20 protein-coding genes and 6 pseudogenes are annotated in these 20,944 nt (G+C 73.6%); 12 read left to right on the top strand and 14 right to left on the bottom strand.

Annotated elements, in window-relative coordinates; translation table 11 throughout:
* Positions 1-23: 23 nt before the first annotated feature.
* The 3 genes from DEH69_RS25020 to DEH69_RS25010 are packed head-to-tail and all read left to right on the top strand — an operon-like array spanning position 24 to position 2,543.
* Entirely contained in the window at positions 24-1,895 is a 1,872-nt protein-coding gene (locus tag DEH69_RS25020; RefSeq protein ID WP_113689232.1) for an asparagine synthase-related protein, read from the top strand.
* On the top strand, positions 1,855-2,133 hold the full coding sequence (locus tag DEH69_RS25015) for a lasso peptide biosynthesis PqqD family chaperone (RefSeq protein WP_258534941.1): 279 nt from the start codon (positions 1,855-1,857) through the stop codon (positions 2,131-2,133). The genes DEH69_RS25020 and DEH69_RS25015 overlap by 41 nt, the downstream gene beginning before the upstream one ends.
* Positions 2,130-2,543 (top strand): lasso peptide biosynthesis B2 protein, encoded by a 414-nt coding sequence (locus DEH69_RS25010; protein WP_113689230.1) that lies wholly within the window; start codon positions 2,130-2,132, stop codon positions 2,541-2,543. The genes DEH69_RS25015 and DEH69_RS25010 overlap by 4 nt, the downstream gene beginning before the upstream one ends.
* A 55-nt stretch (positions 2,544-2,598) precedes the next feature.
* On the opposite strand, the gene DEH69_RS25005 is transcribed toward DEH69_RS25010, so the two are convergent.
* From DEH69_RS25005 to DEH69_RS24990, 4 genes and pseudogenes are all read right to left on the bottom strand, one after another.
* Entirely contained in the window at positions 2,599-3,582 is a 984-nt protein-coding gene (locus tag DEH69_RS25005; protein ID WP_113689229.1) for a DsbA family oxidoreductase, read from the bottom strand.
* Between the two features lie 32 nt (positions 3,583-3,614).
* On the bottom strand, positions 3,615-3,878 hold the full coding sequence (locus tag DEH69_RS25000; RefSeq protein WP_113689228.1) for a DUF2630 family protein: 264 nt from the start codon (positions 3,876-3,878) through the stop codon (positions 3,615-3,617).
* 94 nt (positions 3,879-3,972) lie between these two features.
* Entirely contained in the window at positions 3,973-4,347 is a 375-nt protein-coding gene (locus DEH69_RS24995; protein ID WP_113689227.1) for a co-chaperone YbbN, read from the bottom strand.
* Positions 4,348-4,378: 31 nt separating this feature from the next.
* Positions 4,379-5,151: pseudogene (locus DEH69_RS24990) on the bottom strand (SDR family NAD(P)-dependent oxidoreductase).
* Positions 5,152-5,269: 118 nt separating this feature from the next.
* Between DEH69_RS24990 and DEH69_RS24985 the strand changes: the two are divergent.
* The gene (locus DEH69_RS24985; protein WP_113689226.1) at positions 5,270-5,860 is read left to right on the top strand and encodes a TetR/AcrR family transcriptional regulator; all 591 of its coding nucleotides are present in this window, start codon (positions 5,270-5,272) and stop codon (positions 5,858-5,860) included.
* 33 nt (positions 5,861-5,893) lie between these two features.
* On the opposite strand, the pseudogene DEH69_RS33115 reads toward DEH69_RS24985, so the two are convergent.
* A pseudogene (locus DEH69_RS33115) lies at positions 5,894-6,153 on the bottom strand (Lrp/AsnC ligand binding domain-containing protein); the annotation flags it as partial.
* On the opposite strand from DEH69_RS33115, the pseudogene DEH69_RS33110 reads away from it, so the two are divergent.
* Both DEH69_RS33110 and DEH69_RS24975 read left to right on the top strand, forming a co-directional pair.
* Positions 6,133-6,273 (top strand): annotated as a pseudogene (locus DEH69_RS33110) (pyridoxal phosphate-dependent aminotransferase); the annotation flags it as partial. The pseudogenes DEH69_RS33115 and DEH69_RS33110 overlap by 21 nt on opposite strands.
* Before the next feature lie 80 nt (positions 6,274-6,353).
* Positions 6,354-7,001, top strand: a pseudogene (locus DEH69_RS24975) (transposase); the annotation flags it as partial.
* A gap of 259 nt (positions 7,002-7,260) precedes the next feature.
* Here DEH69_RS24975 and DEH69_RS24970 read toward each other — a convergent pair.
* Positions 7,261-8,310, bottom strand: a complete 1,050-nt coding sequence (locus DEH69_RS24970) for a glucose 1-dehydrogenase (protein WP_258534940.1) — start codon at positions 8,308-8,310, stop codon at positions 7,261-7,263.
* A gap of 203 nt (positions 8,311-8,513) precedes the next feature.
* Between DEH69_RS24970 and DEH69_RS24965 the strand changes: the two genes are divergently transcribed.
* A complete protein-coding gene (locus DEH69_RS24965; protein WP_258534939.1) occupies positions 8,514-8,855 on the top strand; it encodes a hypothetical protein in 342 nt (113 codons plus the stop codon).
* On the opposite strand, the gene DEH69_RS24960 is transcribed toward DEH69_RS24965, so the two are convergent.
* From DEH69_RS24960 to DEH69_RS24950, 3 genes are all read right to left on the bottom strand, one after another.
* Positions 8,840-9,472: an AAA family ATPase gene (locus DEH69_RS24960; RefSeq protein WP_113689225.1), complete on the bottom strand. Its 633-nt coding sequence runs from the start codon at positions 9,470-9,472 to the stop codon at positions 8,840-8,842. The two genes, DEH69_RS24965 and DEH69_RS24960, sit on opposite strands and share 16 nt — an antisense overlap.
* Positions 9,473-9,652: 180 nt before the next feature.
* Entirely contained in the window at positions 9,653-11,635 is a 1,983-nt protein-coding gene (locus DEH69_RS24955) for a GMC oxidoreductase (protein ID WP_113689224.1), read from the bottom strand.
* A gap of 48 nt (positions 11,636-11,683) precedes the next feature.
* Positions 11,684-12,526 (bottom strand): Rieske (2Fe-2S) protein, encoded by an 843-nt coding sequence (locus tag DEH69_RS24950; RefSeq protein WP_258534957.1) that lies wholly within the window; start codon positions 12,524-12,526, stop codon positions 11,684-11,686.
* Between the two features lie 924 nt (positions 12,527-13,450).
* On the opposite strand from DEH69_RS24950, the gene DEH69_RS31125 reads away from it, so the two are divergent.
* Positions 13,451-14,095 carry a hypothetical protein gene (locus tag DEH69_RS31125; protein ID WP_147255830.1) on the top strand — a complete coding sequence of 215 codons (645 nt, stop codon included), beginning with the start codon at positions 13,451-13,453 and terminating at the stop codon, positions 14,093-14,095.
* A 114-nt stretch (positions 14,096-14,209) separates the two neighbouring features.
* Positions 14,210-15,193, top strand: coding sequence for an aldo/keto reductase (locus DEH69_RS24940; RefSeq protein WP_181727592.1), 984 nt, complete (start codon positions 14,210-14,212; stop codon positions 15,191-15,193).
* 42 nt (positions 15,194-15,235) lie between these two features.
* Here the strand turns inward: DEH69_RS24940 and DEH69_RS24935 are convergent, their stop codons facing one another.
* From DEH69_RS24935 to DEH69_RS24915, 5 genes are all read right to left on the bottom strand, one after another.
* On the bottom strand, positions 15,236-16,030 hold the full coding sequence (locus tag DEH69_RS24935; protein WP_113689220.1) for an Fpg/Nei family DNA glycosylase: 795 nt from the start codon (positions 16,028-16,030) through the stop codon (positions 15,236-15,238).
* A 4-nt stretch (positions 16,031-16,034) separates the two neighbouring features.
* Positions 16,035-17,267, bottom strand: a complete 1,233-nt coding sequence (locus tag DEH69_RS24930) for a DUF4032 domain-containing protein (protein WP_113689219.1) — start codon at positions 17,265-17,267, stop codon at positions 16,035-16,037.
* Positions 17,268-17,435: 168 nt separating this feature from the next.
* Positions 17,436-17,885, bottom strand: a complete 450-nt coding sequence (locus DEH69_RS24925; protein ID WP_113689218.1) for a DUF3618 domain-containing protein — start codon at positions 17,883-17,885, stop codon at positions 17,436-17,438.
* Complete coding sequence (locus DEH69_RS24920) at positions 17,882-18,298, bottom strand: phage holin family protein (protein ID WP_113689217.1); 417 nt, start codon at positions 18,296-18,298, stop codon at positions 17,882-17,884. Before DEH69_RS24920 ends, DEH69_RS24925 begins: the two co-directional genes overlap by 4 nt.
* A 1-nt stretch (position 18,299) precedes the next feature.
* Positions 18,300-18,791 (bottom strand): hypothetical protein, encoded by a 492-nt coding sequence (locus tag DEH69_RS24915; RefSeq protein WP_113689216.1) that lies wholly within the window; start codon positions 18,789-18,791, stop codon positions 18,300-18,302.
* Positions 18,792-19,054: 263 nt separating this feature from the next.
* Between DEH69_RS24915 and gndA the strand changes: the two genes are divergently transcribed.
* From gndA to DEH69_RS24900, 3 genes and pseudogenes are all read left to right on the top strand, one after another.
* Complete coding sequence (gene gndA / locus DEH69_RS24910) at positions 19,055-20,491, top strand: NADP-dependent phosphogluconate dehydrogenase (protein WP_113689215.1); 1,437 nt, start codon at positions 19,055-19,057, stop codon at positions 20,489-20,491.
* Positions 20,492-20,585: 94 nt separating this feature from the next.
* Positions 20,586-20,753 (top strand): annotated as a pseudogene (locus DEH69_RS24905) (sensor histidine kinase); the annotation flags it as partial.
* Positions 20,720-20,937: pseudogene (locus tag DEH69_RS24900) on the top strand (response regulator transcription factor); the annotation flags it as partial. The pseudogenes DEH69_RS24905 and DEH69_RS24900, both read left to right, overlap by 34 nt.
* Positions 20,938-20,944 lie beyond the last annotated feature (7 nt).

Below are 20,944 nucleotides of genomic sequence, written 5' to 3'. Positions count from 1 at the left end.
AGCCATGCGGCGGGTGCTGGTTCGTGGTCATCCCTGACCACGAGGCGGCGCCCGCCGCGCTCCGCGCGCTGCGCGGGCGCCACTGCCGGACCCTCACCCATGCGTCAGGGCGCCCCTGGCTGATCGGCTGCTGGAACGACGAACAGCTGACGTTCGCCACCGCGGGCGAGACGCGCCTGGCCGTCACCAGCCCCTGCTCGCTCGGCCCTGACGCGTTGAACGCCCGGGCCGCGACGGTCCGTTCGGCCGCCGACGCGGAGGGCGCGGTCAGGGGCGCGGTGGGGCGTTTCCACGTTCTGGCGTCGCACGCGGGTGAGGTCTACGCGCGGGGCAGCGCCTCGGGCGCGCGGCGCCTGTACCGGGCGGCCGTGGACGAGGTGACCGTCGCGGCCGACCGGGCGCGCACGCTGGCCTGGCTCATCGGGGCCGAGCCCGACCCCGCCCACCTGGCCGCGCGGCTCGCGGGCCCCAGCCTGCCCCACCCGCTCGACAGCGCCGCCCCCTGGCGCGGCGTGCACGAGGTGCCCGCGGGCCACGCCCTGGCGATCGACCGGCGCGGGCGCGCGTCCACCGGCGCGTGGTGGAGCCCGCCACCGGGCGAACTCCCCCTCGCGGAGGGCGCGTCGGCCGTTCATGACGCGCTGCGCGCCGCGGTGGCGCTGCGCGTCAAGCCGGGCGTGCCCCTGGCCGCCGACCTCTCGGGCGGCCTCGACTCCACATCGCTGTGCTTCCTCGCCGCGGGCGAGGGCGCCGAGCTGGCGACGGCCACCCTGCACTGGTCCGACCCGGCCAACGAGGACCCCCGCTACGCCCAACGCGCCGCCGCCGCGCTGGCCGGGCGCACGCGGATCACGCGGCTGGTGTTCGAGCCGCGCGACCTGCCGCCGCTGTTCGCCGGGGCCGACGAGCCCGACGACCCGGACGACGAGCCGTCCACGGCGCTGCGGGACCGCGTTCAACAGCGGCTCATCGGCGAGGCGTTGAGCGCCAGGGGCGCCACGCTGCGGCTCACGGGGCTCGGCGGCGACCACGTCGCGACACCGCCCGCCTCCTACCTGCGCGCCCTGCTGCGCCGCCGCCCCGTCGCCGCGCTGCGCAGAACCGCGGCCCACCGGGCGCGCCAGCGCTGGTCGTTGGCCGACAGCGCGCGCATGCTGCTCGCCGGAGGCTCCTACGCCCGATGGCTCGCGGGCGCGTCGCGCGCGCTGCGCGCGGGTGAGCCCGCCCCCGCGCCCCTGACCGAGCCCCCCGGCTGGGGCATCCGCCCCCGGCTCCCCGCCTGGGCGAACGACCGCGCCACCACGGCGTTCTGCGATCTGATGGACGCCACGGCCGAGAACGCCGAGCCGCTGGCCGCCGAGCGCCACCTCCACGGCTGGATCCGCCAGATGCGGCAGGGCGGCCGCACCGCGGCCCGGCTCGCCCACCGAACTGCCCTGTGGGGCCTGCCCCTTGACGCCCCGTTCTGCGACGACGCCGTGCTTGAGGCGTGCCTCGCCCTGCGCCCCGATGACGTCTGCACCCCCTGGTCCTACAAGCCGCTGCTGACCGAGGCGCTGCGCGGCGTGCTGCCCGACACCATCAGGGCGCGGACGACGAAGGACCACTGCGAGCCCGAGTGGTTCGCGGGCCTGCGGGCCGGGCGCGCGGTGTTCGCCCGGTGGGCCGATGACTCGCGCCTTGCCGCCGCCGGGCTCGTGGACCAACGGACCCTGCACCGCGCGGTGTCGAGCCCCGATCTGCTCTCGGCGGGGGCCGCAGAGCTGGAGGAGACCCTTGGCGTCGAGTCCTGGCTGCGCGGCATCGAGGCACATCCCGTCCCCGCCCACCTGCGACTTCATGAGGAGAACGACCTTGCGGGAGAAGCCCCTTGGGCCCCTGAGGCTGCGCGCTGACGTCACCGCCGCCGACACCGAAGGGGCGACGGTCCTGCTCGACGGGCGCAGCGGGCGCTACTACCAGCTCAACGCCACCGGAGCGCTCGTCCTGCGCGACCTCCTCGCGGGCGCGGCACCAGGGGAGATCGCCGGGCGCCTGGCCGCCACCCGCCCGGTCACGGCCGAACGTGCCCGCGCCGACGTGGCCGCGCTCCTCGACCACCTCACGCGCGCCGGACTCGTGGTGCCCGCATGAGCCAGGTGCTTCCCTCCCCCGCCGCCAGGCCGCCGCTGCGCCGCCGCGTTCCCGCGCACGCGGCCGTGGCCGTCGCGCGGCTGCTCGCGCACCTCTCCCCCGCGCGCCTGACGTCGCTGCTGCGCGTCGCGCGCCGGGGCGCCGCGCCCGCGAGCCATGAGCAGGCGCTCGCCGCGCGCCGGGACGTCACCGGCAGCAGCACGTTCTGCTCGGGGCGTTACTGCCTGCAACGCTCCCTCGCGACCGCCCTGCTCTGCCGCCTGCGCGGCACATGGCCGACGTGGTGCACGGGCGTGCGCACGCCGCCGTTCGCGGCGCACGCGTGGGTCGAGGCGGAGGGCCGCCCGGTGGGCGAACCCCCGGAGATCACGGCGTTCACGCCCTTGCTCCAGGTCCCTCCCGGGAGGTGAGCGGACCCCTCCGGGGGCCTGGTCGGCGGCTTCGAAGGACATAGTCGGTCTCTCGTCAGGCGAACTCGGGTGTCATGGCGGCGACCATCTTCAGGTGCATGACCGCCTCGTCGTCTCTGCCGAGGCGCTGGAGGGTCCGCCCGAGCATGAGTCTCGTGTACGAGTCGTCCGGCGCGTCCGCCACCAGTTGCCGCAGCATGTCGTGGGCCCGTGACAGCTGGGCCGAGTGGAAGTAGCTGCGGGCGGCGAGGCGTCGGACGTTCAGGTCGTCGCCGTGGTGGGCGAGCAGGGGCTGGAGCAGGGTGAGGGCGCCCAAGGGGTCGCGCTGGTCCAGCAGGGATTCCGACCAGCGCAGGCGCTGGACCTCTTCGGGTGTTTCCCGTATGGGTACGCTCGCTGCCGCGGTGATGAAGTCGGCCATCACCGCGGGGGGCTGGGCACCGGCGAGCGCCCGATCGCCGACCACGATCGTGGGCGAGGTCGCGATGCCCCGGGCCTTGCCGATCAGGAGGAGTTCACGTACCTCGCGGGCGGCGGCTCCGCCGTCCAGGAGTGTGCCGGCGTCGGGGATGCCGGCCCGGTCGGCGATACCGTCCAGCAGGCGGCGGTCGCTGATGTCGAGGTGGTCGAGGAAGTGAGCATGCAGGAGCCGCTCGGCGACCTGGTCCTGCGGGACGCTGCCGCCGTGTTCGTAGGCCAGGGCGAGGAGGCCGTGGGCGTCGAGGCTGTCGGCCCGCCAGGCGGCTCCAAACTCCGGCCCGAACCCCTCTTCGGCAGCAACCTGAGACACGAGCACCCGGTCCTGCGCCGGAGACGGATCGAGGGTGCGCGAGGCCGCGTCGCCGTCCGTCACCGCGTCGGGGGAGGACTCGTCCACTGGGGTGGCTTGCGCGGGCGCGGTCGGATCGATCCGGTACGGCCGCCATACCACCTCGGCGTAAAGGCCAGCCAGCGCCGGGTCGGCCAGGGCCTTCTCCAGGCGTCGCTTGCCGATGTAGGCCCATGGGCAGACCATGTCCGCCCATACTTCGATTCGCATGGCGGTCGCCTCCTGTCGCGTCCTGCGTTGCGTCACTGCTGGTAGCGCACGTCGCGGACGTGGGCCTCGTCGGGATTCCGGCCGAACTCGCGGCGGGCGACACGCTGGCGCAGCAGGTCCCAGCACTGGTCGAGGGTCTGCTCCGCGGTCGTGAGCCGGGATCGCCTGTCCGCGGTGGTGTCCGCCTGCCCGTCACGCAGTTGGTGCTCCTCCCGTACGAGCTCATCGATGCGACGGTAGATGTCCTGTTCCCGCACAAGTGTGCCCTTCTTGGGCCGGTCTGAACGCAACGTCATGTCAGCCCGTCGATCTTGCCGGTGGACACGGAGGTCAGGGGCGGGCCCGGCGGCCCGGGCCCGCCTTCCCTGACGTGGCTGTCCTGCCCGGGGGTTACCGCCCCTGGCTCTTCGCCTCTTCGGCGATCTGCTTGCGTACCTCGTCCATGTCGACCTTCCGCGACTGCTCGATCACATCGTCGAGGGCGGACGCGGGTAGTGCGCCGGGCTGCACGAAGATGGCGACCTTGTCCCGGATGATCGCAAGCGTCGGGATCGACTGGACGGAGAATGCCTGCGCGAGCCCCGGCTGCGTCTCGGTGTCGACCTTGCCGAAGACGAGATCGGGGTGACGCTCCGATGCGGCCTCGAAGACCGGGCCGAACATGCGGCACGGAGGGCACCATTCCGCCCAGAAGTCGACAAGGACGAAGCCGTTCTTCGACACGATCTCGTCGAAGTTCTCCTTGGTGAGTTCCAGAGTGCTCACGGGTTGCTCCCTTTCGGGTCGATGGGTTGTGTCAGAGCTGGGTGCTGCCGCCGTCGACGGGCAGGTCGGCTCCGGTCATGTAGCTGTTGTCGTCGGAGGCGAGGAACAGGACCGCCTTGGCGATCTCCTCCGGCTCAGCCAGGCGGCCCATGGGGACGGTGCCGGCGAGTCCGGCGCGCACGGCCTCACCGTCGGCGGCGGTCTGGCCGGCGTACAGGCCGTCGAGGATGGGGGTCTCGACCGGCCCCGGGGCTGACGGAGGTGACCCGGATCCCGAGGTCCTTGAGCTCGACGGCCCAGCTGCGGGCGTAGGAGCGCACGGCGGCCTTGCTGGCCGAGTAGGCCGTGAAGTCCGGCCAGCCCACCCGATGGGCGACACCCGACATGAGGACGATGGGTCCTCCGTCGTTGAGCGGGGCAACGCCTTCTGCACGGTGAAGAAGGTGCCGCGGGCATTGATGGAGAAGACCTTGTCGAAGTGCTCGGGCGTGGCCTGGGGCAGGGTGGCCGCCTCGGCGATGCCGGCGTTGGTGAAGATGATGTCGACGGAGCCGCGCTCCTCCTTCACCCGCTCCCACAGCCGGTCGAGGTCGTCGAGGTCGGCGATGTCGCCCCACACGGTGGCGACGTTGTCGCCGATCTCGGCCTTGGCCTTGGCGAGCTCCTCCTCGCGGCGGCCGGTAATGTACACGTACGCGCCCTCGGCACGTACGCGCCCTCGGCGACGAACTTCTTCGCGGTCTCCAGGCCGATCCCGCTGCCGCCGCCCGTGATGACCGCGGTCTTGCCGTCCAGCTTGCCCACGGGGTGATCCCAACTTTCTTGTTTAGTTGTCGTTAAAGAAGAGGACGCCTACACTGTAACGAGCCCTAAAGAAAAAGCAAGCCGGAGCCCGCGGCCGGTCCGGAAGGGAGATCGGGAGATGCCGAGAGGACGCAAGCGCACGTTCGACGAGGACGCCGCGCTGCAGACGGCCATGGAACTGTTCTGGCGCCAGGGTTACGAAGGCACCTCGATCGCCGACATCTGCCAGGCCCTCGGCATCCAGCCGCCCAGCCTGTACGCGGCCTTCGGTAGCAAGCGCGATCTTTTCGAGAAGGCGCTGGACCGGTACATGTCCCGCCCGACCGCCGACCTGCGGGAGGCGGTGGAGCGGCCGACCGCTCGCGAGGCCGCGCTGCATCTCCTGACGAGCAGGGTGGAGGCATTCACCGCCCCCGGTCTGCCTCGCGGCTGCATGACCGTGCGGGCGGGGCTCGCGTGCGGCGAGGCACACAGTGAGGTCGTCGACCTCCTCGCGGCCGTGCGGGACGAGACGCGGAAGACGGTGCTGGAGCGGTTCGAGAAGGCGGTTGCCGACGGTGACCTGCCCGCCGGGACCGACTGCGGCGCCCTGGCGCGCGGCCTCATGGCCACCATCTACGGACTCAGTGTCGAGGCCGCGTCCGGCGCCCAGCGGGATGAGCTGCTGGCCGCTGCCACCCTCGCCGCGCAGCTGGTACCCGCCGGCTGACCTTCCGGGCCACGGACCCGGACGTCGCCGGCGCTACCGCTGGGCGGGCAGGGGGCGCGTGGCGACGACCTGCTTCATGACGATGGTGGAGTTGATGCGCTGCACACCCGGCAGCCGGATCAACTTCCCTCGTAGAGACGCTGGTACGCGGGGAGGTCCGCTGTGACCAGCCGCAGCAGGTAATCGGGGTCGCCGAAAAGGCGCTGTGCCTTCACGACGTCAGGGATCGCGGTGACGGCCTCATCGAAGGCCGTCAGGGTGTCCGCCGACTCCTGGCGCAAGCTGACGAATACCCGCTGCGCCGACTCACCGTTGACCAGCTCCGGCGCCGTACGAGCCCGAAGTGGAGGACGTACCCGGAGGATGTGCTGCCGCTGTGGGTTGCCGAGATGGACGTTCCCCTGGCCGAGCCCGAGCTCGGCCAGGCCACCATCTCCGTCAACGGCTCTTGGCAGGACGGTGTCCGGCTCGCCGCGCAGAACGGCGCGATGCCCCAGGGCGGACCGCCACCGATCTCGCGGTGATGCTCGCCGACGGCGGTGAGGCGATAGCGGATCTGGCCGCGCTGCGGGACCAGGGCGAGCTATTCGGGTCGGTCTCCTCCACGCCCACCGCCTGGCGGTTACTCGCCGACACCGACGGGGCAGTACTCGCTTCGCTGCGAGCGGCCCGCGCCTCAGCCCGGGAAGTCGCCTGGACGCAGGCCGCCGAGACCGGCCAGGGCATACCCGCCGTCCAGGCCGGCGGACGACAACTTCCCGGCCTGGTCCTGGACCTCGACGCCACGCTGATCACCTCCCACTCGGAAGAGGAACAGGCCGCGCCCACTTACAAAGGCGGCTTCGGCTTTCATCCGCTGCTGTGTTTCCTCGCGAACACCGGCGAGGCCATGTCTGGTCGACTGCGGCCCGGCGATTCCGGCTCCAACACCGCCGCCGATCACATCGCGGTGCTGGACGACGCCCTCGCGCAGATCCCCGACGCTCACCGGTACGGCACCCAGATCCTGGTCCGCGCCGACAGCGCCGGATCCGCGAAAGCCTTCCTCACCCACATCCGGACCTTGCGCGAGCACGGGTTGAACCTGCGGTTCTCTGTCGGATACGCGGTCACCGAGCCAGTCCGTCGTGCAATCCGCTCACTGCCCGAAGCTCTCTGGCCGATCTCGGCGCCCTGACCCTTCAGACACGAACTGGCCACGGCTTTCCACCGCCTTGCCGCACTGCCCCGACCGGTTGACTGACCTGCGGCCCCCCGCCCACCCACGATCCGAAGGACCCGGAGAACCCGACCATTGCGCCGGGACTCCACCATGCCCAGGCAACAGAATCGCCTCGACCACCCAAGGGTTGATGATCAACCCAGCCGCCTCAGCCCAACCGAGACGGCGAGGTTAAGGGTCAGGGCGTTGCCGCGCCGTCGAGGGTGATGGCCACCTTGATGTCGCCGGGGCGCGACTCGTATGCCTCGTGGCAGCGCTCCAGCGGGACGCGGCGCGTGATGAGGCGGTCGAGCCAGTCGAGGTCGGCGTGGGCGAGGGCCTGGGCGGCCTGCTGGTAGTGGCGTGGGTTGGCGTTGACCGAGCCGACGACGGCGTCGTTCTCCAGGACCAGCTCGCGGTTGAGCGAGCTCGCGTCAACGGCGAGAGGGCGGCCGGATGAGGAGACGCCGGTGAGGCAGACGACGCCGTAGCCGCCGGTGCCGGTCAGCACGTCGAGCACGACGGGGCCCGCGCCTGTGGCCTCGATGACGACGTCGGGGCGCAGCGCGTCGGCGACCTCGGCGGCGTCGTCGGTGTGGTAGGTCGCCCCCAGGTCGGCGACGAGCCCCGGCTTGGGCCCCTCGGTGACGCGGTCGAGGACGTGCACGTCGAGGCCGCGTTTCACGCCGAGCAGGGCGGCCAGCAGGCCGACCGGGCCCGCGCCGGTGACCAGCACGCGCCGGGGGTCGAACCACGCGCGGGCGCCGACGCGTTCGACCTGCTCCCACGCCTTGGCGACCACGGAGGTGGGCTCCATGAGCACGCCGACGCGTTCGAGGCGGGCGTCGAGGGGGATCGCGTAGTCAGGCTCGATGGTCCAGCTCTCGCTGGCGTAGCCGTCGCGCTCCTTGATGCCGCGCTCGGTGTAGCGGCCGTTGCGGCACATGTCGAACTCGCCGCGTCGGCACGCCCCGCAGGGCTCGGGGTCGGGGCGGCGGACGACGCCCATCACCAGGTCGCCCTGGGTAAAGCCGCTGCCGGGGGGCGCGGCGCGGACGCGGCCCAGGGACTCGTGGCCGATGACCAGGCGCTCGTGCCCCAGGGGCGCGGCGCCGTAGTCGCCCGCGACGATCTCGTGGTCCGTGCCGCACACGCCGATGGCGAGCGCGTCGACGAGCAGCTCGCCGTCGGCGAGGGCGGGCTCGGGGACCTCGTCCACCCGCAGCGAGCCGGATTGTCTGGGTTGCACCGTAATCGCACGCATCATCTCCCACGGTCGCACGGCGGCGCCGGGTCGGCCACCCGGGGGCGCCCCTGCCCCCTTCCGCCGCCCACGGTCTGCTCGATCATCGTGATCACGGGCGCGGGCGGGATGTTCGGGGCGGTGCCGCGCGGGCCAGCGGCAGCGGGGAAGCGCTCTCGGAGAGCCTGTCGGAGCTCGGACTGCCGGTCGTGGTCGCCGCGTTCATCATCGCCGGGGCCCCGCGGGTGGCCCAGGGCTCGGCCACGGTGGCGCTCACGACGGCCGCGGGGCTCGTCCAACCCCTCGTCGACGGCGGCGACTTCAGCTCGGTGGCGGTGGCCGCGCTGGTGCTCGCCCTGGCGGCCGGGTCGGTGATCGCCAGCCATGTGAACGACTCGGGGTTCTGGCTCGTCGGCCGACTCATGGAGACGGACGTCAAGACGACGCTCAAGACGACGTTCAAGACGACGCTCAAGACGTGGACGGTGATGCAGAGCACGATCCCCCTGAGGGGCTTCGCCCTCGCCTCCCCGCTCTACGCGGCCGCGTGATCGCCGGAGGGCGGCGGGGAGATCGGGGTCGTCGCGGTCTCGCGGTCAAGCAGCGTCGCCGACGCGCAGCCGCGCGGCAGGCGCCCGGCCTCCAGCTGCGCCACCAGCCGCGCCACCGCGCGCCGGTGGCGGGCGAACGCGCGCCGTGACACGCTCCTGCCGCGTTCGCGCTGCCCGGCCAGGGCCGTCTCCGGCGCGACGTCGAGCACCACCAGGTGGAAGCCGGTGCCGCGGCGCCCGGCGTCGCGGCCAAGCCAGTGGCGAACCCACGCCGCGCGCCCGCAGTCGTGCACCAGGACGCCGCGGCCCGAGCGCAGCGCGCGGTGGAGCCTGACGTAGTGCGCGAGGCGCGCGGCGGGGCGGTAGACGGCGTAGGGCAGCCAGCGCGGCAGGCGGCGCTCCCAGCGCTCCCTGACCTCCTGCGCGTCGATCAGCAGCACCGAGCGGTGCGCCTCGGCGGTGAGGCGCATCAGCGTGGACTTGCCGCTGCCCGGCAGCCCTGAGATGACGACGCGTTGGCCCTCGGGCCAGCGCGGCGGATCGTCCGTCAGCGGAAGGGCCGCCGAACAGCCCTGACGGGCCGTGGGACTTCGAAGGTCTCGCACGCGGTGCGCCATGGCCGACGCTCCCTTCCGGACCGGTGCAGCGCGCCCTCGCGCGGGCGCCGGGCGCCGGGCGGCGCGCGACGGCGAGACCTGACCGCGGACTTGGTGAAACCGTAACCTTTGCGTCCGCCGCCGCGCAACGCCCACTCCACCCCCGCCCACCTCGCCGAACTCCCGTACGACCCAAGGGAGTCAGGCGCGGGCGACCGCCTCGGCGACGCGGTGGGCGAGGGCCAGGATGGTGAGAACGGGGTTGACGCCGCCGTTGGTGACATGGAGGGAGGCGTCGGCGACCCACACGTTGCGCATGCCCCACACCCTCCCCCACGGGTCGGTGACGGACGTGGCCGGGTCATCGCCCATCCGGCACGTGCCCGCCTGGTGCTGGCCGCCGCTCGGCACCCCGACGGGCGGGGCGCCATAGGGGAAGACGGTCTGCGCGCCGCTCGCGGTGAGCCACTCGGCGGCCTTGCCGGCCAGGAACGCGGCCGTGCGCGCGTCCTCGGGGTGCGTCGTGCCGCCGAGCCTGGCCACCGGGATGCCGAAGCGGTCGCGCGTGGCCCGGTCCACGGTGACGCGGGCGGCCGGGTTGGGCACCTCCTGGATCGGCCCCGTGACCAGCGCGAGGCGCCGGTAGAGGGTGCGCATCCCATCCCGCGCGCCCGCCCCCGTCGCGGGGATGACGCCGAGCCGCACCAGCGTGGCGTAGGTCCCGAGCGGCGTGGGCACGAAGTCGTTGGCCAGGAGGCCGCCCCCGACGATGCCGTCGTTGTGGTGGCGGTGGTCGTTGGTGGCGATGCTGGGGCCAGGGCCGACGCAGTCCTGCACGTCCTCGTCGAACAGGCCGAACGCGCCCGCGTAGACGTGGCCTTGGAGGTGGCGCCCGAGCTGGTCGTGGCCGTTGCCGATTCCGGCGCCCTCGCCCTCGGCCCAGCTGTTGAACAGCAGCCGCGGCGTCTCGACCGCGCCCGCGGCCAGGACGAAGCGGGAGGCGGACACCGAGCGCCTGACGACCTCGCCGCCCCGCTCGGCGAACAGGGTCACGCCGGTGACCCTGGGGAAGCGGGGGTCGGCGTTCAGATATCCGGCCTGCACGCCCGTCATCAGGTCGCAGCGGCCCGTGGCGATGGCGCGCCTGATGACGGTGTTGCGGGTGTCGTTCTTGAAGTCGCCCCGGCAGCCGAATCCCACGCACGTCGCGCAGCCCACGCACGCGCCACGGCCGTCGCGCGGCACGGAGTTGATCAGCAGCGGCACGGGCGAGGTGCGCAGGCCCAGCCTGCGGGCGCCGTCGGCGAGCGGGCGCGCGGTGCCGTTGGGGGCCAGGGGCGGCATGGGGTAGCCGCGGGTGCGCGGGCCCGCGTGGACGTTGCCCTCGGGGTCGCCGCAGACGCCGATCTCCCACTCGGCGCGGTCGTAGTGCGGCGCGAGGTCGTCGTAGGAGAGCGGCCAGTCGGCCAGGGAGCTGCCGTCGGGGACGCCATAGGTGCGGGCCATGGCGAAGTCCTCGGGGCAGAAACGCCACGCCTGCGCGCCATAGACGCGGGTGCCGCCGCCGACGGTCATGGCGTTGTTGGACCAGCGGGAGTCGCCCGGGGCGACGGTCACGTCGCCCTCGGGGCCAGCGGAGACGCGGGGGTTGCCCTCGGCCGGGGGGCCAGCGGGGGTGTCGTAGCGGTCGGTGTAGCCGGGTATGACGCGCTGGTTGCGCAGGTGGTCGGGGGCCAGGTCGCGCGCGGTGAGCCAGGGGCCGCGTTCCACCAGGAGCACGCGCTGACCCGCCTCGGCGAGCACGCAGGCCACGACGCCGCCGCCCGCGCCCGCGCCGATGACCACGGCGTCGTAGTGGCCGCTCGCCTCATCGAAGGCGAGGGTGGGCGGGGTGTCGTCGGGGGCGAAGGGCGCGGCGCCCTCGGGCGCGGCCCGGTAGCCGATGGCGTCCCAGGCCGGGCCAGGGCGGCCCCAGTAGCCCTGGGCGCACAGCCGCACCAGGTCAGCGAGCCCTGGGTCTTCGGCGAGCAGCCGCTCCTCCTCATCGGCGGTGCGGCGCCCGTCGAGCAGGGCCAGCGGGGCCAGGTCGGCGCCCGAGGCGGCGATGAACTCGCCCACCCCCGCGGCCCAGCCGCCCGGCACCACCCGTTCGACAAACGCCCTGAGCAAGTCCTCTCGCGCCATGGCCCCTCCTCGCACACCGGCTGACGGCCGGGGCCCACGGTACGGCGGTCAGAGCTCCTTCGTCTCCTCGGGGAGGCGGGCCATGACCCGGCCCGTGGTGACGCGCGTCTCGAAGACGGGCTGCGGCGCGGTCGCCGGGCCCCTGATGTTCCAGCCGTCGCTCAGCCGGAAGACGCTGCCGTGCCACGGGCAGGTCACGCAGCCGTCGGCGATCTCGCCCTCGGAGAGCGGCCCCGCCATGTGGCTGCACCGGTCGGCGATCACCCTGACCGTGTCGTCGGGCTCGCGCAGCACCATGACGGAAACGCCGCTGGAGACCCGCACCACGGGCGTTCCCACGGGGAACTCGCTGAGCGAGCCCAGCAGGTGCCAGCCCGGCTCGACCACGGCGGCGACCTGCTCGGCGTGGTTGGCCCCCGCGGCCTGCCGGTAGGCGAGGTGGCCGCCGAGCGCGCCGCCGACGGTCGCACTGGTCAGCCCGGCGAAGCCGAGGGCGCGGCCGCGCAGGCGGCGGCCCCTGAGGCGGGCGAGCAGCGAGGCGGCGTAGAACGCGATGGCCGCCGAGTTGGCCGCGGCGTGCACCAGGCCGACCCTGGCCTGCGGCTTGCGCAGGTCCGCCCAGTCGGCCAGGCCCGCGGCGGCGGCCGGGGCGGCCGAGACCAGGCCCACGGCGATGAGCGCGCCCGCGCCCCTGCCCTTGCCGGGGATGAGGTCGAGCAGCGCGGCCGATGTCCATGTGCCCATCGGCACCTGCACGAGCGCGGGGTGCGCGGGGTGGCCGAGCCATCTGCCGTGGAGGACGTCGCGGGTGGGCGGCGGCAGCCTGCGGACCACGCCGCGCAGCTGCTTGATCAACGGGTCGGCCCACCTGGCGCCCTCGATCCGGTCCATGGCGGTCAGCACCCGGCCCGGGCCCTCGGGGTCGGGGAGGAGTGACGTGGCCGCGGTGGTGGCGGTGTCGGCGGTGTCGGCGGTGTCGGCGGCTTCGGTGGCGCGGGGAAGTCTCTCGAAGAAGGCCATGCCGTCCAGTTCCCCTCCCGCCCCAGGGCAAACAGCCCATACGGCGCGTCGCCGCCGCCGTCACGCGCGTGATGGCGGCGCCGATGGTGCGGGGATGGTGCGGGGATGGCTGCGGCACGCGGGCCTAGCGATGGACGAGCCGGACGACCCACCGCTCACCTGGCCGACCGCGTGCGCGGCCACCCCTGCCCCCATGCCGCCGTGTGTGTGAGGCCGCGTCCCGCTGGGGACGGGTGCGGCCCCACGGGCACACCGGACAGGGCTTCCCTGTGGAAGTCACGCAGAGCATTCTCGTCACGGCTAAGCGCGACATTCTTCTCCTCGCCACGGTGATGGACCACGTCAGGTCCAGGATGCGGGCGGCGCAGCAGCGACTGCGGAACGCGGTCGCGGAAGCGGAGGAAGCTGGCTATCAGGTCAGCGCGCGCGGCTGGGTGGAGCCGAAGGCAAGGGGCCCGGCATACGACGATGTCCCGCCCGCGGACGTGACGCTGCGGGAGGCGAACGAAGTGGGGGCCTCCCGGGCCCGAATCGAAGAGGCCATCGCGGAGGCGAAGGAGGCGAGCGGGGAGGGCTGGCGGGCCCTGCGTGAGCTGGACTGGTTCACCCTTGACAAAGAGTACGGGGCCCAGAGCGCTCTGGAGAGCGCTGAACGCATCGCCGAGGTGCACGGCATCGGCATGCATGGCCCCGGACGCTGTTCCGGTCGATGGGTCACCCGAGGAGAACGCTCGCTGGTGGGCCGGGCTGAGCGATATGGAGCAGGAGACCCTACTCGCTTCATACCCTGGGCAGATGGGGGCGCTGGATGGCCTACCCGCCGATATCCGCGACCAGGCCAAACGCGCACGGTCGGAGCGGCCGATGCGGGCGGGAACGGCTTGGGCGCGGACAACATCATCCTCGGAGAAATACCCGAGGCCGCACACCGCGGCTCTTCTTATGGTCGTTGGGCTGGCGCTTGGAGGATGCGTGTTCGGTGGCGATGATAACGACGACGGAATCAACGATCCACTGCCGCGGATGAGCAGATCTGACGCCGAGGCGTGGGCCGCGCACTGGACCGAGTCCATGGCTCGAACCGCGCGGGCGGAGATCGATCACGAGACGGAGCGCATCAGGTTCTCGGACTGCGTGGGCAGGAATGACGAGGTCGCGGATGACGGCCGTTTCCCTCTCATGTACTCGGTACGAGCCAATATCGCGCCCGAGCGGCGAGCCGAAGCCGTCCGTAACATCCGAGATGCGCTGGCAGAGCAGGGTCTGGTCATCCAGGGGTACCGTTCGGATCCCTCGATGAACCCGGCCAACGCGGTGGGCGCCTGGCACCCCGAAGACCACCCAACGATCACGGCGGAGGACAGTGGCGACGATCAACTGCTGCTGATCGCCGACACCCCGTGCCTCCTGCCGCCTGGCGTGGAGCAACAGCAACTCTGACCGGAGCCGACTCACCGAGCGCGAGGGATGAGAACGCCACGCGTGTCGAGATGAGCCCGGACGGGTCACGACGGGCTCAGAGCATCCTTCGAGGCCGCTGGCACAATGCCCCCCATGGAGCAACGGACATTCCACAGGACGGGCCGCTCGGCGTCCGTCGTCGGCCTCGGCACCTGGCAGCTCGGCGCCGACTGGGGCGAGGTCGGCGAGCCCGAGGCGCTGGCCGTGCTGGCGAAGGCCGTCGAGGCGGGGGTGACGTTCCTCGACACCGCGGACGTCTACGGGGACGGCCGCAGCGAGCGGCTGATCGGCGCGTTCCTGCGCGAGCGCCCCGGCGCGGGGCTGACGGTGGCCACCAAGATGGGCCGCCGCGTCGAGCAGGTCCCCGAGAACTACACGCTGGACAACTTCAGAGCGTGGACCGACCGTTCCCGCGCGAATCTGGGCGTCGACCGGCTCGACCTGGTCCAGCTGCACTGCCCGCCGACGCCGGTCTTCGCGTCCGACGAGGTGTTCGACGGCCTGGACACGCTGGTGGACGAGGGCCGGATCGCTGCCTACGGCGTCAGCGTGGAGACGTGCGAGCAGGCGCTGACGGCCATCGCCCGCCCCGGCACGGCGAGCGTGCAGATCATCCTCAACCCCTTCCGCGTCAAGCCGCTCGAGCGTGTGCTGCCCGCGGCCCTTGAGGCGGGCGTGGCGATCATCGCCCGGGTGCCGCTCGCCTCGGGGCTGCTGTCGGGCCGTTACACCAAGGACACGGTCTTCGGCGCGGACGACCACCGCGCCTACAACCGGCACGGTGAGGCGTTCGACCAGGGCGAGACGTTCTCCGGCGTGGACTTCGCCACCGGCGTCGAGGCCGCGGCGGCCTTCGGGGAGCTGGCCCCCGAGGGCGCGACGCCCTCGGCGACGGCGCTGCGCTGGATCATCCAGCAGCCGGGCGTGACGACGGTCATCCCGGGGGCGCGCACCCCGGAGCAGGCGCTGGCGAACGCGCGGGCCGCGGAGCTTCCGCCGCTCTCCGACGCGACGCTCTCGGCGATCGCGGCGCTCTACGACGAGCGGATCAGGCTCCACGTGCACGACCGCTGGTGAACGCCCGGTGAGGCTGGTGAACGCCGACCGCGCTCCGGTCGGTCAACGGGCGGGGTCGCGCTGGCAGTCGGGGCACCACGCGGTGGTGCGGCCCGCGACGCGGTCGCGCCGCATGGGCCCGCAGCCCTTCGGGCAGGCGGCGCCGGGGGCGTCGCGGTGCCCGGTCAGCCAGGACGGCCTGGCCGGGACGCGGCCCGCCTTGACCGAGGCGCGCAGGACGGAGCGCATGGCCGTGGCGAGCGAGCGCCGCTCGCCGCGGTCGAGGTCGTTCGCCGGGCGTGAGGGGCGGATCCCGGCGCGCCACAGGATCTCGTCGGCCAGCAGGTTGCCGAGCCCGGCGATGACGGTCTGGTCGGTGAGCACGCTTTTGATCCGGCCGCGCCGCCCGCTCAGCAGCGCCTCAAGACCGGCGGGGGTGACGTCGAGGGCGTCGGGGCCCTGGTCGCCGATGAGGCGCTCGACGTCGGACTCGCTCTCGGCGAGCCAGATGCCCTTGAGCTTGCGCTGGTCGCGGTAGCGGAGCTGGTGGGCGCCGCCGTCGAGCACAAACGTGACGCGGTCGTGGCGCGCGGGCGGGTCGGTGGCCTCCTGGCAGACCAGGCGGCCCGTCATGCCGAAGTGCAGCAGCGCGGTGGGCCCGTCGGTGCGGGCGAGAAGCCACTTGCCGCGGCGCTCGGGGGCGGCGACGCGGCGGCCCTCGAGCGCGTCGCGCAGCCGGGGCGCGGTCGTCCCGCGCAGCACCCCGGCGTCGGCGACGTCGATGCGGGTGATGCGGCGGCCCCGCCCGCAGGAGTCCAGAATGCGGCGATAGTCCTCAACATCCGGCAACTCGGGCATGACCTCACGGTACGTCGTGGGGGGCCGCCTCCGCGCGCGGACGGAGGATGGTCAGGATGTAGTCCTCGGCCGTGGCCGCCATGCCGACGTCCCGCTGGGCGCGCTCGGACAGGTACCAGCGGTGTTCGAGCAGCTCGTGGTAGATCTGCGCGGTGTCGATGCCGTCGCGCAGCTCGCCGGGGACGGCGCGCACGGCGGGGCGGAAGACGTCGCGGACCCAGCGGTGGGCCAGCACCTCGGGGCGGGCGCCGAGCGGGTCGCCCGGGGCGTAGTCCTCCTGGGTGGCCATCCAGGTCTCCAGGTCGTTGAGCAGGCTGCGCGCCTGGTTCTCCTCGGCGTCGAGCCCGGTCAGGCGCAGCAGCTGCCGCTGGTGGTGGCCCGCGTCCACGACCTTGGGCAGGAACGTCACGGCGTCGCCGTCGGGCGAGCGCTGGATCTGCATCTCGGCGACGTCGAAGCCCAGTTCGTTCAGGCGCCTGATGCGGTGGTCGATGTAGTGGCGCTTGTCGCGCGGGTAGATGGACGTCCTGGTCAGCTCGTGCCACAGGTCGCCGTAGCGCTCGACGATCTCCTGGCCGAACGGGACCGGGTCGACCGAGGGGTGTAGCGAGCCGCCCGCCTCCAGGTCCATCAGCTCGCCCACGATGTTGACCTGGGCGACCTCCAGGTCGTAGTCGCGCTGCCCCTGGGAGAGCCTGGGCTGTATCTGGCCGGTCTCGGCGTCCACCAGGTAGGCGGCGTAGGCGCCCGCGTCGCGGCGGAAGAGGGTGTTGGAGAGCGAGCAGTCGCCCCACGCGAAGCCGCTGAGGTGCAGCCGCACCAGCAGCACGGCCAGCGCGTCAAGGAGCCGCTTGATCGTGGTGGGGCGCATCGTCGTCTCGAACATGGAGCGGTAGGGCAGCGAGCCCTTGAGCTGCCGGGTGATGAGCACCGGCTCAAGCGGCTCGCCCTCGGGGTCCACGCGCCCCGTGACCACGGCGACCGGGTCGACGGCTGGCACGGCGAGCCGGTCGAGGTCGCGCAGCAGGGCGTACTCGCGAACGGCCGCCCACTCGCCGACCTCCTTGACCGCGAAGACCTCGCTGCCCGCCCGCGCGAAGCGCACGACGTGCCGGGAGATGCCGCGGGGCAGGGCGACCAGGTGCTTCTCTGGCCACTCGGCCAGCGGGACGTCCCACGGCAGGTCGAGCAGCGTCGCGGGGTGTGCGGGGTCGGTGGCGGTGATCTGAAGCTCCATGGGTCCAGTCTGCGCCAGGATTCCCGCCGGGGGACCCGGGTCACCCGGCGGGGCGCTCGACCGGTGTGGTGGGCGGAGGCCGCGGTGGTGGGCGGAGGCCGCGGTGGCGGCCCTTGGCTCGGTCGTGTCGCGGTCTTGGCTCGGTCCTGTCGCGCGGCGCCGCGGCGGTCAGCCGTCGGGGCCAGGGGGGCGTTCCCCGGCGTCGCGGACGGTGCGGACGGCCCGCCGCGCCGTGTCGCCGGTGTCCCTGCCAAGGCGCTGGGCCGCGTCCACGGACGCCTCCCGCAGCGGCTCGGCGGCGGCGCGTTCCTCCGGTCGGGTGCCGGGGGCCAGCGCGGCGGCCAGCAGCCCCGCGCCGAACGCGATGACGCCCGCGGCCAGTTGGCCGCCCGAGCCCCGGTCGCCTCGCCCCGGGGCGCGCGGGGCGCGGCCCTCGCGCGCGGGGGTCATCCGCTCGATCCGCTCCCTGAGCTGGGACGCGGACTCGCGCAGGTGCTCGCCGCCGCGGCGGGCCACCCCGCGCGGGGACGCGTGCGACGCCAGCTCGTCGAGGTCGGCGGCCAGCTCGGCGCGGGTGGCCTCGATGTCGGCCCTGATGCGGTCGGGGGTCAGGCTCATGGCGTCTCCTCCTCGCGGGTCTCACCGGTTCGGGTGCCGGGCGGACGCGCGGAGAGCGCGCGGGCCCTGGCGCGGCCCGCGGCGAACAGCGCGGCGCCGATGACCAGCCACGCGCCCGCGACGACGAGGGCGGCGAAGGCGGCGTCCATCACATGGGCGAGACCGAACGCGCCCGCGAGCGAGCCGAGGACGGCCACCATGCACGCGGCGAACCCGGCCCCGCCGAACAGGCCCGCGGCCAGGGCCGCGGACGCCGCCTCCTGGCGCGCCTCGGCCTTGGCCAGCTCGATCTCCTGCCGGAAGAGGCGTTGGGTGTCGGCCGTGACCCCGGCGAGGGCGCCCCTGAGGGAGCCGTCGCGCGGCGTCGGCCTCCCGGCGTCCCTCGGCCCGGCGTCCCCCGGCGCGGTCGCCATGTCACACCTCCGGGCGCTCGACGCGTTTGGGCCCGGGCTGCGCACCGCCGTCCCGCTGCGCACCGCCGTCCCGCCCCGCCGCGCCCGGCGCGTCGGCCGCCGCGGCGCGGCCCGCCCTGACCAGGCGGCCTACGGCGAAGCCCGCGAGCGCGGCGCCGCCGATGAACGCGGCGGGGCGGCGGCGGGCGAAGTCCCGCAGCTCGTCCACCAGCCCGTCGACGCCGCGCTGGTCGAGGCGGTCGGCGGCGCGGTGCCCGGTCTCGGCGGCCCGCGCGGCCAGACCGCGGGCCGGGGAGTCGCCCGGCGCGTTCTCCGCGAGCCCCGCGATGTCGTCGGCCCACCGGCGCACGGCGCCCGCCGCGCCCCTGGCCTGGACGCCCGCCTCCTCGGCGAAGCGCCCCCGCAGCTCGGCGGCCGCGGCGCGCGCCTGGCCCCTGGCCTCGTCCGCGGTCCCGCGGACACGCTCGGTGCCCGACCGCGCAGCCTGCGTCATGGTCTCTCCCTCTCCCTGCCCTCTTCGCCCTCATCCCTGACGGCGGAGCCGTATAGCCCCGGGTTACCTCGGCGAACAGGGCGAAACCACCGCAAAACAGCGCATCGGCGGCTCGGCGGGCACGCGGACGTGCACGAGGGGTTCCGACGGGGCACCCGGGGGGCGAACGAGCGACGAGACGGCCGACGAAACGGCCGTGGAAACGGCCGTGGAAACGACCGAGGAAACGACCGAGGAAACGACCGAGGAAAGGGGCCGACGACATGGCGGAGCAGGCGCACATCGGGGTGACCGGGCTCGGGGTGATGGGCCGCAACCTCGCGCGGAACTTCGCCCGCCACGGGCACACCGTTGCCGTTCACAACCGGACGGTGTCGCGCATGAGGCGGATGATCGACGAGTTCGGCGGCGAGGGCGCCTTCGTGCCCGCGCAGTCGCCCCGCGACCTGGTCGCCGCGCTGCGACGCCCGAGGCGGCTGGTGATCATGGTGAACGCGGGCCCCGCGACCGACGCGGTGATCGACGAGTTCGCGCCGCTGCTCGAACCAGGCGACATGATCATGGACGGCGGGAACGCGCACTTCCAGGACACCAGGCGCAGGGAGGCCGCGCTCAAGGAGCGCGGCCTGCACTTCGTCGGCTGCGGCATCTCGGGCGGCGAGGAGGGCGCGCTGCGCGGCCCGAGCATCATGCCGGGCGGCTCCCGCGAGGCGTACCAGGCGCTCGGCCCGCTGCTTGAGAGCATCGCCGCCCAGGTGAACGGCGAGCCGTGCTGCACCCACATCGGCCCCGACGGCGCGGGCCACTTCGTCAAGATGGTGCACAACGGCATCGAGTACGCCGACATGCAGCTCATCGCCGAGTCCTACGACCTGCTCCGCAAGGTCGCCGGATACGCCCCGGACCGGATCGCGGACGTCTTCCGCGGCTGGAACGAAGGGCGGCTCGACTCGTATCTCATCCAGATCACCGCCGAGGTGCTGGCCCACGCCGACGCCGCCACGGGAGGGCCGTTCATCGACGTGGTGGCCGACCGGGCCGAGCAGAAGGGCACGGGGCGCTGGACGGTGCAGACCGCGCTCGACCTGGGGGTGCCGGTCTCGGGCATCGCCGAGGCCGTCTTCGCCCGCTCGCTCTCCGGCCACACCGAGCTGCGCGACGCGGCGGCCGGGCTGCCCGGCCCGGCGCGGCCCGAGCTGCACCCCGACGATGCGCGGCGGTTCACCGACAACGTCGAACAGGCGCTGTACGCCTCGAAGATCGTGGCCTACGCCCAGGGCTGGCACCTGATCCAGACGGGCAGCCGGGAGTATGGCTGGGACATCGACCGGGGCGCGGTCGCCGCGATCTGGCGCGGCGGCTGCATCATCAGGGCGCGCTTCCTCGACGAGATCCGCTCCGCCTACAGCGGGGGCAGGGCGCCCGTGACGCTGCTCACGGACCCGACGTTCCTGCGGGCGCTCGACGAGGCGCAGAACGCGTGGCGCCATGTCGTCGCGCAGGCGACGGAGCTCGGCGTGCCCGCGCCCGGCTTCTCCGCGGCGCTCGCCTACTACGACGCGCTGCGCGCGGGGCGGCTGCCCGCGGCGCTGGTGCAGGGCCTGCGGGACTACTTCGGCGCGCACACCTATGAACGGACCGACAGGGAGGGCTCGTTCCACACCCTCTGGGGCGGCGACCGCTCCGAGGAGAGCGCCTGAGCGGCGGTTCACCTCAGGACGGCAGGGTCCAGCGGATGGCCGTGCGGCGCCATGCCTCGTCCCACGCGGCGATGCGGCGGCGTTCGATGGCACGGACGGCGACGGCGTGGACGACCTTGCCCCCGAGGGCGCCGGGATCCGGGGCATGCGCGAGCGCGCCCCGCTGGTGGGCGCCACCCTCGACATCGCGCCGGGGCCCGAAGGCGGCACCCGGGTGCTGCTGACGCCCGCGCGGGCGGCGAGGTGCCCGACGGCGTGCTGACGCCCCGCGAGGAGGAGGGCTCAAGCTCGTCGCCGAGGGGCACTCCTGGCAGGACATCGCCAACACCCTGGTCATCAGCGTCAAGACCGTGCAGCGGCACCGCGCGAACCTGCTGCACAAGCTCGGCGTGCGCGACCGCCTGGAGCTGACCCGCTATGCCATCCGCGCGGGGCTCATCGAGCCCCGAAGGA

Source organism: Streptomyces sp. PT12 (genome assembly GCF_003311645.1).
Classification (GTDB): domain Bacteria; phylum Actinomycetota; class Actinomycetes; order Streptomycetales; family Streptomycetaceae; genus Streptomyces.
This window is presented reverse-complemented; position numbering and strand designations above follow the sequence as displayed.

Bases quoted from the DNA above. Each gene is read 5' to 3' on its own strand.
- DEH69_RS25010 (WP_113689230.1), top strand. From the start codon at position 2,130: ATGAGCCAGGTGCTTCCCTCCCCCGCCGCCAGGCCGCCGCTGCGCCGC.
- DEH69_RS25005 (WP_113689229.1), bottom strand. From the start codon at position 3,582: ATGCGAATCGAAGTATGGGCGGACATGGTCTGCCCATGGGCCTACATC.
- DEH69_RS25000 (WP_113689228.1), bottom strand. From the start codon at position 3,878: ATGACGTTGCGTTCAGACCGGCCCAAGAAGGGCACACTTGTGCGGGAA.
- DEH69_RS24985 (WP_113689226.1), top strand. From the start codon at position 5,270: ATGCCGAGAGGACGCAAGCGCACGTTCGACGAGGACGCCGCGCTGCAG.
- DEH69_RS24960 (WP_113689225.1), bottom strand. From the start codon at position 9,472: ATGGCGCACCGCGTGCGAGACCTTCGAAGTCCCACGGCCCGTCAGGGC.
- DEH69_RS24955 (WP_113689224.1), bottom strand. From the start codon at position 11,635: ATGGCGCGAGAGGACTTGCTCAGGGCGTTTGTCGAACGGGTGGTGCCG.
- DEH69_RS24950 (WP_258534957.1), bottom strand. From the start codon at position 12,526: ATGGACCGGATCGAGGGCGCCAGGTGGGCCGACCCGTTGATCAAGCAG.
- DEH69_RS31125 (WP_147255830.1), top strand. From the start codon at position 13,451: ATGGGGGCGCTGGATGGCCTACCCGCCGATATCCGCGACCAGGCCAAA.
- DEH69_RS24940 (WP_181727592.1), top strand. From the start codon at position 14,210: ATGGAGCAACGGACATTCCACAGGACGGGCCGCTCGGCGTCCGTCGTC.
- DEH69_RS24935 (WP_113689220.1), bottom strand. From the start codon at position 16,030: ATGCCCGAGTTGCCGGATGTTGAGGACTATCGCCGCATTCTGGACTCC.
- DEH69_RS24930 (WP_113689219.1), bottom strand. From the start codon at position 17,267: ATGGAGCTTCAGATCACCGCCACCGACCCCGCACACCCCGCGACGCTG.
- DEH69_RS24925 (WP_113689218.1), bottom strand. From the start codon at position 17,885: ATGAGCCTGACCCCCGACCGCATCAGGGCCGACATCGAGGCCACCCGC.
- DEH69_RS24920 (WP_113689217.1), bottom strand. From the start codon at position 18,298: ATGGCGACCGCGCCGGGGGACGCCGGGCCGAGGGACGCCGGGAGGCCG.
- DEH69_RS24915 (WP_113689216.1), bottom strand. From the start codon at position 18,791: ATGACGCAGGCTGCGCGGTCGGGCACCGAGCGTGTCCGCGGGACCGCG.
- gndA (WP_113689215.1), top strand. From the start codon at position 19,055: ATGGCGGAGCAGGCGCACATCGGGGTGACCGGGCTCGGGGTGATGGGC.